Here is a 15,378-nt window from a genome sequence, read left to right on the forward strand (position 1 = left end):
AATGACAAATAATCCACAGGACACGCTGCGGAATGAAGACCTTCCGCAAAACACTCTGGCGACGCTCCGCCGTCTGCTTCATCGCTTAGGCCGGCAGAAACGAAAGCTGGCCGTCATCCTGATATCAACGTTGTTCAGCTGCGCCGCTTACGCGCTTTTACCACTGGCCGTCGGCCGCGGCATTGACGCGCTGGCGCAGCTCATTCAAACCGGCGTTCCCGCCGGTGAATTTTGGACCGCCGCCGTTTCGGCCTTAAAGATCCCGGTTCTGATGATCGCCGCGGCCGCTCTCACCAGCAGTCTGTTCTCCTATCTTCAGCAATTTCTGATCGCCAGCGTCGGCGAACAGCTGACCTTGTCCTTCCGCCAGGACATCAGCGCCAAGCTCAATCGGCTGCCGCTGCGGTACTATGACGCGCACAAAACCGGCGAAATTATGAGCCGGGTTACCAACGATCTGGAAAAGGTATCGGCGATCATGCAGGAAGGCCTGCCTCAGCTGATCGCGTCCCTGTTCACCATTCTGTTCGCGGTCCTCGTCATGATCAAACTGAATCTCCTTCTGTTTGGCGTCGTCTTGGTTTCACTGGCGGTCAGCATGGCGGCGACCGGGTATGTTTCTAAACTGGCGCAGCGGGCGTATGGTGAAAATCTGGCGTCCATGGGCGCTTTGACCGGAAAACTGGAAGAGCTGTACGCCGGCAACCGCGTCGTCAAAATCTTCAACCTGCAGGCAGTCCTGACAGCGGAAACAGAAGTTCAAATCGAGCGTCAGTTCCGCGCTCAGCGCAACGCGCAGTTCGCTGATTTCGTCATTTATCCAGCGATTCGGGCGCTGGGTCAGCTGGGCTTTATCGCGACCGCGGTCATCGGCGGAGGGCTGGCGTTCAACGGCGTCATCACGCTGGGCACGGTGCAGGCGTTTGTGCAGTATGTCAATCAGATTGCCGAGCCGGTCACAGAAACCGCGTACGTCATCACTTCGCTTCAAGCCGCGATTGCCGGAGCGGAACGAGTATTCGCCCTGCTTGATGAACCCGAGGAAATTCCGGATGCCGGAAAAGGTGCGGAAGCAATTACCGCCGGTCATGTTCAATTTAAGCATGTCCGCTTCGGCTATCGTCCCGGATCGACCTTGATCCACGATCTCAATCTGGAGGTCCGGCCAAACCAACAGGTCGCGATCGTCGGGCCGACCGGCGGCGGCAAGACAACGCTAGTCAATCTTCTGATGCGGTTCTACGAACTGAACGGCGGCACGATTGCGATCGACGGTCAGTCCATCACAACGATGGGACGGCAGGCCCTGCGCCGGCGGATCGGCATGGTGCTGCAGGACACCTGGCTGTTTGCCGGCACGATCGCGGAGAATATCGCCTATGGAAAACGCGACGCCAGCCGGCAGGAAATCGAAGCGGCCGCTAAGGCTGCCTGCTGCGACCACTTCATCCGCACGCTGCCGCAGGGCTATGACACCGTGCTTTCAGGGGAAAATCCCGGAATTTCACAAGGTCAGATGCAGCTGCTTACGATTGCCCGGGCCATGTTGACGAATCCCGCGATCTTGATTCTGGATGAAGCGACGTCCAGTGTCGATACCCGCACTGAAATGGAAATTCAAAAAGCGATGGCCCGCTTGATGCAGGATAAGACGAGCTTTGTCATTGCGCACCGGCTGTCCACCATCCAAAACGCCGATCAGATCCTGGTCGTACGCGACGGCGATATCGTGGAGCGGGGAAATCACCGGGAACTGATGGCGTTAAACGGTTTCTATACGGCGCTGGTTAACAGTCAATACGCGGAAGGGTAACTCAGAAGTACAAGCTGTCTCACCTGAAAAAGCAGTGCATTCTATAAGAAGACTTAACCATAATTTCCCTTTAGATGATAAATTAAGGCTGAAAAACAGAAAAAAGCCAGTTCCCCTGATTGAAGAGGATCTGGCCTTTTCTTATATTTGTGTGCCTTCTGATTTTCCAAGAACCTTACCGTTCGGAATCGCGGAGAGTCTCTGCTTCTACTTTGAGTTCTTCTTCCGTGTCTTCCAGAATGAACGGCGTTTCTTCATGCGGCAGATAGAAGCTGTAAATGGAATCTTTTAAAACCATCCAATCCGCCATCTTCACCGTCCAGATTTCATCCTCAGGTTCCACGATGCCCTTGCTGATCAAAGCGGCCAGCTCCGCATCCGAGAAACTGCCGTCCTTTTTTCCATCTTTTCTGCGCACATACCAGCGATTATTCGTTTCCATGGCTGCCCTCGCTTTCTTCGTCGCCGCCTTCGCCCTCTCCTGCCGGGGTTGAAGAAGGCTCCGGTATTTCTGACGGAGTTGGAACCGGCGTAGGTTCCGGGGTGATCTCCGGCGTTGGCACCGGCGTCGGGGTCGGCGTTGGTGTCGGCGCGATATAATTGTAATTCGTGATCGATTCAACTGAATTCTCATACAACGTACTGTTGGAACCGGCAATGATCGTGATCGTCACCTGCTTGCCATCCTCGAAAGAACTGTTCGGCAGAGTAACGGAAGTGCCGCTGACCTTTTCATGATAGCCATTCAGATTGGTCACGCTGACTTCATAATAGTCGGCATGCTCCACCGCGTCCCAGCTAATCCGGACATTGTTGGCATCCTGACTGATCTTGACGTTGGCCACGGAAGCCAGGGTCTGCGACGGCGTCGCTGTCGGCGCAAAATAATTAAAGACCTGCGTCGAAGCTTCCGACGGCTTCAGGTTATCCTGACGGGAATACGCGACGATGCTGAAGGTTACCTGCTTGCCATCCTCGAACAAATTACCGTTTAAGGAAACGGAGGTGCCGTCGATCTTGGCGGAGTATTCCTTTTTCAGCGCCGCGGACACTTCATAATAATCCGCGTCTTCTACCTTATCCCAACTGATTTTGATCTGATCGCCATCCTGACTGATTTTGATATTTTTCACCGTGTCCAGCTGTTTTTCTTCTTCGCTGTTTCCGCTCATTTCGCTTTGACCGCGGCTGTTATCACCGGCGGCCACCAAAGTACCATTTTTTAACAGTCCAACGGAATGCTTCTCACCCGCGGCCACCGCAATCACGTCTTTCCATTCTCCGACTTCCAGCCGTCCGTATTCCTTATCGCCTTCCGCGCTCACGGTGCCGTCGCGGTTAAGGAACAAAACATGGTCTGAGGAAGCGGCTGCCATCGTGATGTTCGACGGCTTCTTTGCCGGACAGACTCCACGCTTGCCCGAAATGCAGTCAAGACTTCCGGACTGCGTGAGGATCAAAAGCGTATCGCCGCTGATCACAACGTTCTGCACGCTGCTGAGGGAAGACACGTCGGCGCTGCTGCCAGCGATCAGAACTTTGCCTTCCTGAGTAATACCGACACTGATGTCCGCGCCCGCCGCAATTTTCGCAACATCCTTCCATTCGGAAACCTCGCATTGTTTAGCACCGTTGTCGCCCGTGCAGACGACAGTTCCATCTTTCTTTAATCCCAGCGTATGATTCTCGCCCGCGGCAATCGCGGTAATCCCGCTCCATCCCTCAACGTCGGTTTGGTTCATCCGGGAGCTGCCGGCCGCGACGACCGTGCCGTTTTTCTTCAGGCCGACGCTGTGCCGTGCTCCAGCCTTAATAGAGGTGATATTCGCCCAGCTGCCGACATCAAGCTGACCTTCATCGTTGCTTCCCTGGCCTTTCACCGTTCCGTCGGTATTCAGAACTAACGTGAACTCATCGCCGGCCGCAAGCCGATTTTCTGCGGTCATGATCGTGGTGACTTCATCCTTCTTCCCTCCGCCTAAACCGCTGAGCAACAGAATGAGAAGCAGGACAACCAAGCCGATTCCTACAGCCGCGCCGATCAGCTTCGTCTGCTGATTCTTCTTTTTGACTGGTACCGGGCTGGATTTCGGCCGGGCTGTACCGTTGCTCTGTGAAGAAGTTGGAGACTCCTTCACGGTGGTCAATGGTTTTGTCTTTTCCAAATCCTTCACCGCCGGGATGACGCGCGTCTGTCCCAGATTGGCTGGTTCACTCTGCGTCATCGTTGGCTCCGCCGCGATCCCCGGCGCAGGAATTTCCTCCTCCGGTTTCTTCATAAACGGAATATCCAGCGTTTCATGCAGATCCTTCTCCGGCAGCACCGGCACCTCGTTGCGGATCATTTCGTCCAGACTGATATTGAAACAATCCGCCAACAGGATCAAATGATCCACATCCGGAATCGCTCTCCCATTTTCCCATGCCATATAATCCAGAACTGAAACCTGTGCTTTCTCGGCCACGGTCTGTTGTGAAAACCCGTTATATTTTCTTAGCTGTGTTAATTTTTCAGGCAGCTTATTCATCGTTCAGCACTCCTTTCTCCATCCTTGCTACAAAAAGGGTCATAAAAATCCATTAATATCATCCCTGTTTTCACTCCGATTGTCAACTGTTGAGCGCCGCAAAGTCCGATTTTATCCGGGATTTCCTGTCGTTTCTGATCATTTTCTCAGCGGGAAGCGCAAAAAAAGCAGCGAATCATCCGCTGCTTTTTCTCTTGGTTTTGACTTCTGCTCTTACAGTTCAGCGAAGTATTTAATTGTACGAACCATCTGGCTTGTGTAGCTGTTCTCGTTATCGTACCAAGAAACAACCTGAACCTGATATGTTTCGTCGTCAATCTTTGTAACCATGGTCTGTGTTGCATCAAACAGAGAACCATAAGTGATACCGATGATATCGCTGGAAACCAGTTCTTCTTCAGTATATCCGAAAGAAGGGTTAGAAGCTGCTTTCATCGCTGCGTTGATGCCTTCCTTGGTTACGTCTTTGCCCTTAACTACTGCAACAAGCAGCGTTGTGGAGCCTGTCGGAACCGGTACACGCTGAGCGGAGCCGATCAGCTTGCCGTTCAGTTCCGGGATAACCAGACCGATTGCTTTAGCAGCGCCGGTGCTGTTTGGAACGATGTTGATCGCAGCCGCGCGAGCACGACGCAGATCGCCTTTACGCTGAGGGCCGTCCAGAGTCATCTGGTCGCCTGTGTAAGCATGAACCGTCGTCATGATACCGCTGACGATCGGAGCGTATTTGTTCAATGTGTTCGCCATTGGAGCTAAGCAGTTCGTGGTGCAGGAAGCTGCGGAAATTACTGTATCTTCCTTTGTCAGAACGCCTTCGTTAACGCCGAAGACAACCGTTGGCAGATCGTTTCCAGCAGGTGCGGAAATAACGACTTTCTTAGCGCCAGCTTCGATATGAGCGGAAGCCTTTGCCTTCGATGTATAGAAGCCTGTGCATTCCAGAACGACGTCAACGCCCAGTTCTCCCCAAGGCAGTTCTTTCGCATCAGCCTTCGCATAGATTTCGATTTCGTGTCCGTCGACAACGATCGAAGATTCCTTCGCTTCAACTGTATGTCCTGTGAAAGGGCCCTGAGCTGAATCATATTTCAACAGATGAGCTAACATTCTCGGGCTTGTCAGATCGTTGATGGCTACAACTTCATAACCGTCGGCAACAAACATCTGGCGGAAAGCAAGACGTCCGATGCGTCCAAAACCATTAATCGCAACTTTTACTGTCATTTTATAGACCTCCTTATGACACGACTTAATTATAGTGTTTAAGGCATAAAATGTCAATTGTGAATGACTTCACTTGACTGTTTTACATATTTTTTTCATCTGGGTATTGATCGGCTGAATTCTGGCATACTGTAAAAGGAAAGGAGTCTTCTCCATGACCTTAATTCCTACGATTATCGAGCAGTCCGCCCGCAGCGACCGGGCTTACGATCTGATCTCCTGTTTGTTAAAGGAACGGATCATTTTATTGACCTCGCAAATTGACGATACGGTGTCCGGCAATCTGTGCGCGCAGCTGTTATATCTGGCGTCGCGTTCTTCCCAGGACATCCAGCTGTATATCAATTCTCCCGGCGGCAGCGTCAGCGCCGGGCTGGCCATTTACGATACGATGCAGCTGATCCGCTGTGACGTATCGACGATCTGCATGGGAATGGCCGCCAGCATGGCCGCCGTCCTGTTAGCCGGGGGTACCCGCGGCAAGCGCTATGCGCTGCCTAACAGCGAAATCATGATTCACCAGCCCTTAGGCGGAGTTCAGGGGCAGGCGGCCGACGTCAAAATCGCCGCCGAGCATATCCTGCAGATCCGCCAGCGCTTAAACACACTGTTGGCGAACGACACCGGCCGCAGCCTGCGGGAAATTTCCGAAGACAGCGACCGCGACCGGTATTTCAGCGCTGAGGAAGCTAAAAATTATGGTTTGATCGACGACTTGGTGCATAAGCAGAAATAAACAATCCGTTCAAATCGGACTGATCGCCTTGTTGATTTTGTTCCGTCAAAAAAGCCGGTTTCTTCCCGTTCCCCTCTGGGACGGTTTTTTCGATTTCCCTCCTTCCTTTTCTATCGCTTCTTCCCAATCCCGCACACGGTTTATCCATTACGATAAGATAAGCTGCCCCGTGCCGGACTCCAGCGCCTTCCGCCGCCTAGTCAGACAATCCTCCGCTTTCTGATCAACAGCCGCCGAAAATAGACGGGCCGCTTACCCCACGCTGGTTTTTACCCTGGGGTTATGCTATCCTTATATTATTAAGTTATAGTAAAGCATGGGGTTACATCGAAAATGGGGCAGATAGATCATGGAAAAAAACACAGTCAAATTACGCGCTGCTTTTGAACAATTAGCGCAAGCTGTCTTTATCCGCCGGGATTTGACGGCGTTGAAGGAAGCGTTAAGCGAAGCGCTGATCTGCAGCGGGCTTTACCCGGATATGATGGCCGGACGCGACGATCTGCTTTTATCGTTAAGCCGGTATTATAAGCAGACGCTTCCGCCGAAGCAGATCCGCTGGATCAGTCTGGAAGTGCTGCGCGAACAACCGCATTTATACGCCCTGTTCGCTGCATTTGAGCTGGACTATCCCGAACGAAAGTCCGCCTGCATCCAGCTGCGGGCAACGGTAGAAGAACAACAATCCCAGCCTGTCTATGTCCGGCTGGATCTTAATCTTCCTGTCTCGCTGGCCTTCGTCCCGCAGCTTTTTACCGCGCATCCGCGGCCGTTCACTTTGGCGGAACCGGAGATGATGGCGGAAATGGCCGGGGTCTACCTGGAAACCAACATGCCGCTGTTTTATATCAGTTCTTCCCTGCTCGCCCAGCTTGGCTTTACCTATGAAGAATTCTATGGGCACTGCCGCAATCAGCTGGATCTGATCTTGATGCCCAACGACGTCGGAACTATTAAGGCTCAATGTCAGGCCGCGTTTCAGCTGGGCAACGAATTCCAGATTCAGCTGCGGTTTGTGCGCAAGGATCGGACACCCCTGTGGCGGCAATGCCAGGGCTTCCGCTTTCTGACTGTTCAGGGCCGCGTCGCGGTTCTGCTTTATTTCGCCGATATCCAAAACGTGAAAGAAAGCCAGGCGGAACTTGAAGCCCAATTGGACCAGCTGCGCAGGCGCAGCGAAGAAATGACGATGCTGACGGACAATCTGCCCGGCGGGATCTGCCTGATCCAGCTCGATGACGCGCAGACGCTGCTTTATGGCAACCGCCGGTTTTATCAGCTGCTGCACACCACAGACGAGGAAATCCGGCAGCGTTATCAAAACGAGCTGGGCCGGATGATCCACCCTGACGACCAGGCTTCCGTGCTAAAACAGATCAAAGAGGCCTTTACCGCCGGATTCCCCGGTTTACAATATCAGCTGCGGATTCAGACAGATTCCGGACTTCTGTACCTGCTGGTTTTCGCGTCCTTCGCGCTGACCGGCAGCGTTCAGACCCTTAACTGTGTCGTACTGGATATCACTGAGGGCAAACAGCGGGAGTTGGACATCGCGATGAACGAGCAGCGCATGACAAAAGCGCTTGATCAGGTCGGCTGCGTCCTGTTCGACTATTATTTTAAAACCAATCAAATTCTTGGAACACCGCAAGCCTGCGCTCGTTATGACTTCCCGGCCGAGGCTGTCAACCCGGAATATTTTATCGATCACGGGCTGATTCTTTCCCCCTTCGGCGAATCGTTTCTCACCATGATTCACCGGCTGCGCCAGGGAGAAGAACGCGTCAGCTGCATTATTAAAAACCGCAATCATGACGGGATCGTTCACTGGTCGCAGTTAACGCTGATCACGCTGGCTGATGAATTCGGCTGCGCCCGGCAGGCTGTCGGCATCATTGAAGATATCACGCTGCAGAAAGACGCGGAGCTGGCCTATGCCAAGGAACAGCAGTACCGCAAGGCTATCGCAGCCGGGGCTTGCCTGATGATTGAAATCAATCTGTGCGACAATCTTGTGGAAAAAATCAGCGGTGACTGGAGCTTTCTGATCGACGAAGCAACGCGGACACCTTACGATCAATTTCAGCGAAACGTTGCCCGCCAACAGATCCATCCTGACGACCGCCGGGCATTCCTTCAGACGTTCAGCCGGGAAGCCTTGAAAACGGCATACAATCAGGAACGCCGGGAGATTCCTCTGCAATACCGGCGTTTATCGCAGAAACGTCAGATGGTGTGGGTGGAAACGACCGCGCATATCATTCAGGATCCGGCGACGCAGCATCTGAAAGTATTATTTTTCATCCGCGATATCGATAAGGAAAAGAAACATGAGCTGATTCTGCAATATCAATCCCAGCGGGATTCGCTGACCGGTCTGTTAAACAAAGGCTCCACTGAAGCCCAGATCCAGTCGGTTCTGGAAAACGATCCGCAGGCGCTGCATGCATTATTAGTTCTGGATATTGATGAATTTAAAAAAATTAACGATACCTTCGGCCATCTTTACGGCGATCAGGTCCTGTCCCGGATTGCCCGGCAAATCCGCGAGGTTTTCCGCGAAAACGATGTTCTGGGCCGGATCGGCGGCGATGAATTCGCAATTTTAATGAAGAATTGCAAGACGGAACAGATTGTCCGCGACAAAGCGGAACAGCTGTGTCAGAAGCTGACGACGTTGTTCGCTGACGGTGTTTCCTGCAGCATCGGTGTTTCCTTTTTCGCCAAGGATGGAACTTATTTCTATCAACTTTATCAAAATGCGGATATTGCGCTCTATCAATCCAAACGTCAGGGTAAGAATCAGGTCCAGTTTTACCTGCCGTCGATGAAGCAGGAAAGCTGGACGGTCAACAGTACTGAAATTGACGAGCTGCGAACGGAAATGCCGGTCATCGCGGCGCCGGAAATGGAGGAACATCTGACCTCCCAGCTGCTTGAGGAATTGAATGACGTCATCTATGTCAGCGATCCGAAAACCTACGAATTATTATTCATCAACCGAACGATCAAAGAAGATCTCAACATCATCGACGACTATATCGGTAAAAAGTGTTATAAGGTGCTGCAAGGGCGCGATACGCCATGTCCGTTCTGCACAAACGATAAATTGAAATTCAACGAATATTATGTCTGGGAGCATACCAACGAGCTGATGAACCGTGATTTCATCGTTAAGGATAAGCTGATCCAGTGGCAGGGCCGGACCGCGCGGATGGAATTTGCGATGGATATCGCGGAACATAATCATCTAAGCAAGGAACTGTCGATACAGCTGGAGCGCGGCAACGCCCTGCTTCGTAATGTACGCCAGATCGTAGACGCTGATTCTGTCAGTCAGGCAATTGATGAGAGTCTGGAAGGGATCGGCCGCTACTATGCGGCAGACCGGGTTCTGCTTAGTTTTTTGGAGGAAAACGACTCCGTTTATGAATGGGCGTCCGTTCAGCAGACCTCCTTCAAAGAAGCCTGGAACGGCCTGGCGGAAGTTCTGCTGGAGCCGGGTTATGCCTATTTTCATAAGCATGACGCGTATGTTTTAATGGACATCGACCTGTTAAAAAGTCAGAATGCCGAACTGGTGCGGGCCTTTCTGCGGCTGGGCGTGCGGTCGCTGCTCGTAGTGCCGCTGCTTTCCCAGGAAAAGATCATCGGCTGCTGCGCGATTGTCAATTCGTCGGCACAGGGACAGGACTTAAGCTTTGTCGAATCGCTGGCGGCTTTCTTAGTCAGTGAATTGCTCAAATATCAGGCGGTGGAGCAGCTGCGGTTTATGAGTTATCATGACCCGCTGACCGGGCTGGGCAACCGCAACCGGTATGTCGAACAGCTCCAGAAATGGCAGAAACATCCGCTCTCGCAGGCCGGCGTGCTGGTGTGCGATGTCAACGGATTGAAGCAGCTTAACGAATTGTATGGTCATCACTATGGCGATCAGGTCTTGATCGAACTCGCGCGTATTCTGAATCTGCATGCCCGGCCGGATCAGTTATTCCGCTTAGGCGGCGATGAATTCATCGCCGTTTACGAAGAGATTTCCTACGCGGAATTTCAACAGCGGCTGGCCCGGCTGAAAAACGCGTTTACGATCATCGTCAACGGCGTGTCGATGGGCAGCAGCTGGAGCGGGGATGAACCGGACATCAACGCCTTGATGAATCATGCCGACCAGTTAATGTATATCGCCAAGCAGAATTATTATAAAACGACTTACAATTTGTCTAAGCATTACCGGCCGGAAACCTATCAGCAGGTCATGGAGGCACTCAAGGAAAACCGGTTTACCGTTTATATCCAGCCGAAAGCGGATTTGGAAAGCGGACGGATTCTGGGCGGGGAGGCCTTGATCCGCTATCTGCATCCGCAGCTCGGCGTTATTCCGCCGGCGCGCTTTGTCCCCGTCCTGGAAAATGAGCATTTGATCCGGATCATCGACTTATTTGTTCTTGACGAAGTTTGCCGGATGCAGCAGCGCCGTCAGCAGCAGAGCCGGGATGCGGTAGTCCTGTCTCTGAATTTTTCACGGCTCACCTTGCTGGAAGAAAATATGGCGCTGGAAGTGGAAAAAATTCTTTCGCATTACGACTTCGATCCGTCCCTGATCGAAATTGAAATCACCGAAACGGTCGGCGAAATTGAAAAGGAAACGCTGCGCACGGTCATTCAGTCGTTGAAACGGCTGCATCTGCGGATTTCCCTGGATGATTTCGGGACCAAATATACCAATTTAAGCATGCTGACCGTCGCGGATTTTGATGTGTTAAAGCTGGACCGCAGTTTGATTCAGGAGCTGGTCGCTTCCCCGCAGAATCAGATTATCGTCGCAAGCATTATTTCCATGTGCCGTCAGCTGGGCGTCAGCGTCATCGCCGAAGGGGTGGAAACCGAAGCGCAGCGGGATATGCTCCGCCAGTTGCAGTGTGGATTAGGCCAGGGCTACTTGTTCGGCAAGCCGATGCCGGTAGGGGATTTCCGCACGTTGTTCAATAAGAATGGGGAATAACTTAAATTTCCAGAGAGGGGCGGAAAAACAAGCTTCCTCACGCCCATAAAAATCAGAAAGAAAGAGAACGTCCGGTTTGCCAAGCGGAGCGTTCTCTTTTTTTCGTTATGCGATTTTCAAGTTCATAAACTGAGGATTGACCAAGGAAGAACGTTGATTCATATCGCAGACTTTAACACCTTTCTGCACGGTGATCCGACACCGCCGCTGATCATCAACGACGATGAAATCGGCCTGTTTCCCAACTTTCAGCGAACCTAGCCGGTCGTCGACGTTCAGGAAGCGCGCGGCGTTCAGCGACGCCATGGCTACCGCTTCCGGTACTGGAATATTCAGGATGTCGATCAGGTTGAACACATCTTGAAGAAGCAGCCGGCCGCTGCCGTAAATTGTACCGTCCGGCAAATGGATTTTTCCATTCTGTTCAAGCGTTTCCGGGGTTTCGCCAATTTGATAAGTCCCCGGCGGCATCCCGGTCAGACTGTCGCTGTCGGTCATCATCAGGATTTTATCCCAGGATTTCATCTTAAGCAGAATTTCAATCATCTGCGGGCAGACATGGATAAAATCGCAGTTGATTTCATTGTATATCCGCGGATCAAGCAAAATTGCACCGGTAACTCCGACTTCACGGTGATGTAATCCGCGCATCGCGTTGAACGAATGCGTCGCCATCTTACAGCCGGCATCAATGGCGGCAATCGTCTGTTCATAGTCGGCTCCCGTATGTGCGATTCCAACCCGCACGCCGTTTTGGCTCAAAAACGAAACCACCTCCATGGCCCCCGGCAACTCCGGCGCCAAGCCTAGACTGACTAAATCACCGCCCGCCGCTTCATAAAAGCGCAAGGCCCGCTCGATCGAAGGCGCCTGGAAATACTGGACCGGTGTTCCGCCGTTATACTCCGGATTGTAAAACGGGCCTTCCATATATAAGCCTAAGATTTCAGCACCCTGCCGCTGATGCGTTCTCGCGGCATGCAGCGCACGGACGTTGTCCAGCATCATCGAAGAGGAAATACAAGAGGGAACAAACGCCGTTACGCCCGCCCACAACAAGGCGTCAGCCATGCGGAGAATCTGGGTTTCATCCGTTGTTTTTGATGCGTTCCAGCCCATAAAGCCATGCAGATGAGGATCGATTAAACCAGGTAAAATCCAGTCGTCCTGAACCTCCTCAATCCGTTCTCCAACAGGGGTATCGCCAATCGCCGCAATCCGGCCTTCGTCATCCATTGTCAGCCACCCGTCAACGACTTCAGTTTCCGTAACGATGTGATGACTGCGAATACTTTTCATGAACCATTCCACCTTTCTTTTTTGTAGTCTATGGAACAGACTTCCATTTCTATGCGCTTAGAAAAAAGCATTCAGCTCCGCACTCATCTGTTCGACTTTTTCATTGATATACAGCATCTGCTGCCGGGCCTCCGGGATCGCCTGACGGATCAGCGAACACGTATCCATTTCGCCAGGATCCAGTATCAACGCCAAAACCAGACTTAAATTCACGCCGCTGACCAGATGAGTTTGCGGCCGCTTTACATACCGGATCAGCATCTGATTGACACTGCCCCCGGGCAAATCGGTGAGAATGATCACCTCGTCCTGATCGTTTAGCTGATCAAAATAGATTTGAATTTGATTGACCGGATTTTCCGGGCCGGCAAAGGCGTCGATGACCATGACCCGGTCAATCTCGCCCGTGATGATCCGCAGCGCGTTCTGAATGCCTGAAGCCAGTGTGCCGTGCGTTGCGATTAAGAACTTCCGCATCGTTTTACAGGATCCCGATAAACCGTCCCGCAATGGCGACGACCATCATCCCGATAATAATCCAGTTGGCTTTGACGTTCTTACGCAGCAGTGCGATGACCAGCAGTGAAAGCATCAGCGGCAGAAATCCCGGCATAATCATATCGAAGGCGCTCTGCAGCTCAAACGGAACGTCGCCGAAATTTAAAGTGAGCGGAGTCGACAAGCTCACGTTGGAGGCGACCATAGCGCCGACCATCGTCAGACCGATGATTCCAGCGGCTTTGGAAATCAAGGTGATCAGACCGCTTTCATCCATTTTCTGAACCAGTTTGGTTCCGGTAGTGTACGAAGCAATTTCCAGATACCAACGGCCGATGAAACTTGGCACGTTAATGAACAGAACAAATACGATAGCCCCCAAAATGGAACCCGTCTGGGCTAAAGAAATCCCGATGCCGGCTGCCAGCGTGCGTAAGACGACCCAGAAGATCGCGTCGCCGATTCCCGCTGTCGGGCCTAACAGCGCGGTCTTAACAGAATTGATTGCGGCCGGATCGAAGTTCGGATTGGAGGCCGCTTCTTTTTCCATGGCCGCTGCCACGCCAAGATTAAACGTAACGACGTTCGGGCAGGTGTTGAAGAACTGCGTATGCCGGTTTAAGGCTTCTTTTAAGCCTTCCGGGTTATCCTTATAATAATACTCGAGCATTGGAATCATCGCATAGCCGAAGCCCAGCCCCTGCAGACGAACCATGTTGAAGCAGGATTCCAGAAAATTGGAACGCCAGTACATCCGTTTTAAAGCGGTGACTTCTTCTTTTGGATAGGCTTGTAAATTTTTATTCATAGAAAGAATTCCTCCTCTTTTTCCGCAGGATCCGCCGCCGGCTGTTTCAGCTTGACTAAAGCCTGGAAGTCCAGTTCCCGGTAAAGTTCAATCCCCGCCAGAATGAAAGCGATCAACGCAACGGCTGTCGTTGAAACGTTAAAGAAAATCACGAGCACGAAACCGAGCAGATAGTACAGAAACGCGCCTTTCTTCCCCAGAAGCATAATCGTAAGAATGCCTAAGCCTAACGCAGGAAGCATTCCGCCGGCAACCTTAATTCCGTCGATAATCGCGGTGGGAATGGCCGCTAACATAACGTCGATCGACTGCGTGCCGAACGCTACGCACAGGAAGACGAGAATCGCCTGGAACGACTGGACAAGCGCGGAAACCCACAAAATCGAACGGTCATAGGCTTTGATATTCCCCTGTTCGATGAAGCGGTCAAACATCGGCAGGAAATTCGCCGTGATCAGTTTGCGCAGCTCGTTCGTGAATACACCAAGCATCCCAATCGGCACGGCTAAGGCCAGGGCGACCTCCATATCCGCGCCAGTCAGAATGACGAACGCCGTAGCGATCGTGCCGCCCAGCGCCGCGTTGGCCGGCATTGTCGCCCCGATACTGGCGACGCCTAAGAAAACCAATTCCACTGAAGCGCCGATCAGGATACCCTGCTGCAAATCGCCAAGAACCAGACCAACCAGCGGCCCCAGCACAATCGGACGGTTCACCATCGGATTGGCACACCAGGCCAGGGAAAGCAAATCACAGACGTAGTAGACAAGCCCGACTAACAAACCTTGGACGATCATCATTTTTTATTCCTCCTTAACATCCCAGGTGCTGCAGACAGTCGCTGACCTTTTTCTTCGGTTCATGCGGTACCATCTGAATGGTAAACTCGATCGGCAGGGCGCAGATTTTCTTCAACGTATCGACGTCTTGAGGATCGAGATAGATATTGCGGTCGAGTTTGATTTTTTCCTCAGTCCGCAGCTGTTTGCTTCCGTAGTAATTCCCGATGTTGATTCCCTCCACAGTTTCCGGAACCGCCTCTGCAATGCGCAGCGCGTCCCGGGGATGATTGACGACGACGAAGATTTTCATCGGCTGAGCTTTCGGATTTTGAAGCAGACCGATCGCATCTTCCACACTGCGGATTGCCACCTTCATCCCCGCCGGTACCGCCAGCTTCAGCGCTATGATCTGAAGCTCATTGTGAATGACTTCATCATTCGCGACGATAATGGAATCCGCCTGCAGCGTTTTCGTCCACGTTGTTGCCACTTGTCCATGAATCAGCCGGTCGTCCACGCGCAATAATTTAATCATCCTTTTTTCCACCTCCTCTAGGTTGTTCTGCCCTCTTCCTAGCAATTTTCGTGGCAACCTGTCGTTTTCCGGCCCAAAGAGAAAAAAAGACGCAATTTCCGTTTTTTTTCTCGGATTCTCGCGCTTTTTTCTGTTTCTTTTTTTATTGTACTG

General features: G+C 52.1%; 11 protein-coding genes. 3 read left to right on the forward strand and 8 right to left on the reverse strand.

Annotation, left to right across the window (positions count from 1 at the left end; translation table 11 throughout):
* Position 1 precedes the first annotated feature (1 nt).
* The gene (locus DWY25_RS12480; RefSeq protein ID WP_117895499.1) at positions 2-1,813 is read left to right on the forward strand and encodes an ABC transporter ATP-binding protein; all 1,812 of its coding nucleotides are present in this window, start codon (positions 2-4) and stop codon (positions 1,811-1,813) included.
* A 175-nt stretch (positions 1,814-1,988) separates the two neighbouring features.
* On the opposite strand, the gene DWY25_RS12485 is transcribed toward DWY25_RS12480, so the two are convergent.
* From DWY25_RS12485 to gap, 3 genes are all read right to left on the reverse strand, one after another.
* Positions 1,989-2,255, reverse strand: a complete 267-nt coding sequence (locus tag DWY25_RS12485; RefSeq protein ID WP_117895500.1) for a DUF4339 domain-containing protein — start codon at positions 2,253-2,255, stop codon at positions 1,989-1,991.
* Positions 2,242-4,341, reverse strand: a complete 2,100-nt coding sequence (locus DWY25_RS12490; protein ID WP_117895501.1) for a helix-turn-helix domain-containing protein — start codon at positions 4,339-4,341, stop codon at positions 2,242-2,244. The genes DWY25_RS12485 and DWY25_RS12490 overlap by 14 nt, the downstream gene beginning before the upstream one ends.
* 213 nt (positions 4,342-4,554) lie before the next feature.
* Positions 4,555-5,565 (reverse strand): type I glyceraldehyde-3-phosphate dehydrogenase, encoded by a 1,011-nt coding sequence (gene gap, locus DWY25_RS12495; RefSeq protein ID WP_006057390.1) that lies wholly within the window; start codon positions 5,563-5,565, stop codon positions 4,555-4,557.
* A 154-nt stretch (positions 5,566-5,719) separates the two neighbouring features.
* On the opposite strand from gap, the gene DWY25_RS12500 reads away from it, so the two are divergent.
* Complete coding sequence (locus tag DWY25_RS12500) at positions 5,720-6,301, forward strand: ATP-dependent Clp protease proteolytic subunit (protein ID WP_006057391.1); 582 nt, start codon at positions 5,720-5,722, stop codon at positions 6,299-6,301.
* Positions 6,302-6,650: 349 nt separating this feature from the next.
* Positions 6,651-11,303 (forward strand): diguanylate cyclase domain-containing protein, encoded by a 4,653-nt coding sequence (locus DWY25_RS12505; RefSeq protein ID WP_117895502.1) that lies wholly within the window; start codon positions 6,651-6,653, stop codon positions 11,301-11,303.
* A gap of 105 nt (positions 11,304-11,408) precedes the next feature.
* Here DWY25_RS12505 and nagA read toward each other — a convergent pair whose 3' ends face one another.
* The 5 genes from nagA to DWY25_RS12530 are packed head-to-tail and all read right to left on the reverse strand — an operon-like array spanning position 11,409 to position 15,225.
* Positions 11,409-12,602: an N-acetylglucosamine-6-phosphate deacetylase gene (gene nagA, locus DWY25_RS12510; RefSeq protein WP_117895503.1), complete on the reverse strand. Its 1,194-nt coding sequence runs from the start codon at positions 12,600-12,602 to the stop codon at positions 11,409-11,411.
* A gap of 57 nt (positions 12,603-12,659) precedes the next feature.
* Positions 12,660-13,079, reverse strand: coding sequence for a PTS sugar transporter subunit IIA (locus DWY25_RS12515; RefSeq protein WP_117895504.1), 420 nt, complete (start codon positions 13,077-13,079; stop codon positions 12,660-12,662).
* 4 nt (positions 13,080-13,083) lie between these two features.
* A complete protein-coding gene (locus DWY25_RS12520) occupies positions 13,084-13,908 on the reverse strand; it encodes a PTS system mannose/fructose/sorbose family transporter subunit IID (protein WP_117895505.1) in 825 nt (274 codons plus the stop codon).
* Complete coding sequence (locus DWY25_RS12525; RefSeq protein ID WP_117895506.1) at positions 13,905-14,708, reverse strand: PTS mannose/fructose/sorbose/N-acetylgalactosamine transporter subunit IIC; 804 nt, start codon at positions 14,706-14,708, stop codon at positions 13,905-13,907. Before DWY25_RS12525 ends, DWY25_RS12520 begins: the two co-directional genes overlap by 4 nt.
* Before the next feature lie 13 nt (positions 14,709-14,721).
* The gene (locus DWY25_RS12530; RefSeq protein ID WP_117895507.1) at positions 14,722-15,225 is read right to left on the reverse strand and encodes a PTS sugar transporter subunit IIB; all 504 of its coding nucleotides are present in this window, start codon (positions 15,223-15,225) and stop codon (positions 14,722-14,724) included.
* Between the last annotated feature and the right edge of the window lie 153 nt (positions 15,226-15,378).

Origin of the sequence: Holdemania filiformis, from assembly GCF_003459085.1 — a bacterium.
GTDB lineage: Bacteria > Bacillota_I > Bacilli_A > Erysipelotrichales > Erysipelotrichaceae > Holdemania > Holdemania filiformis.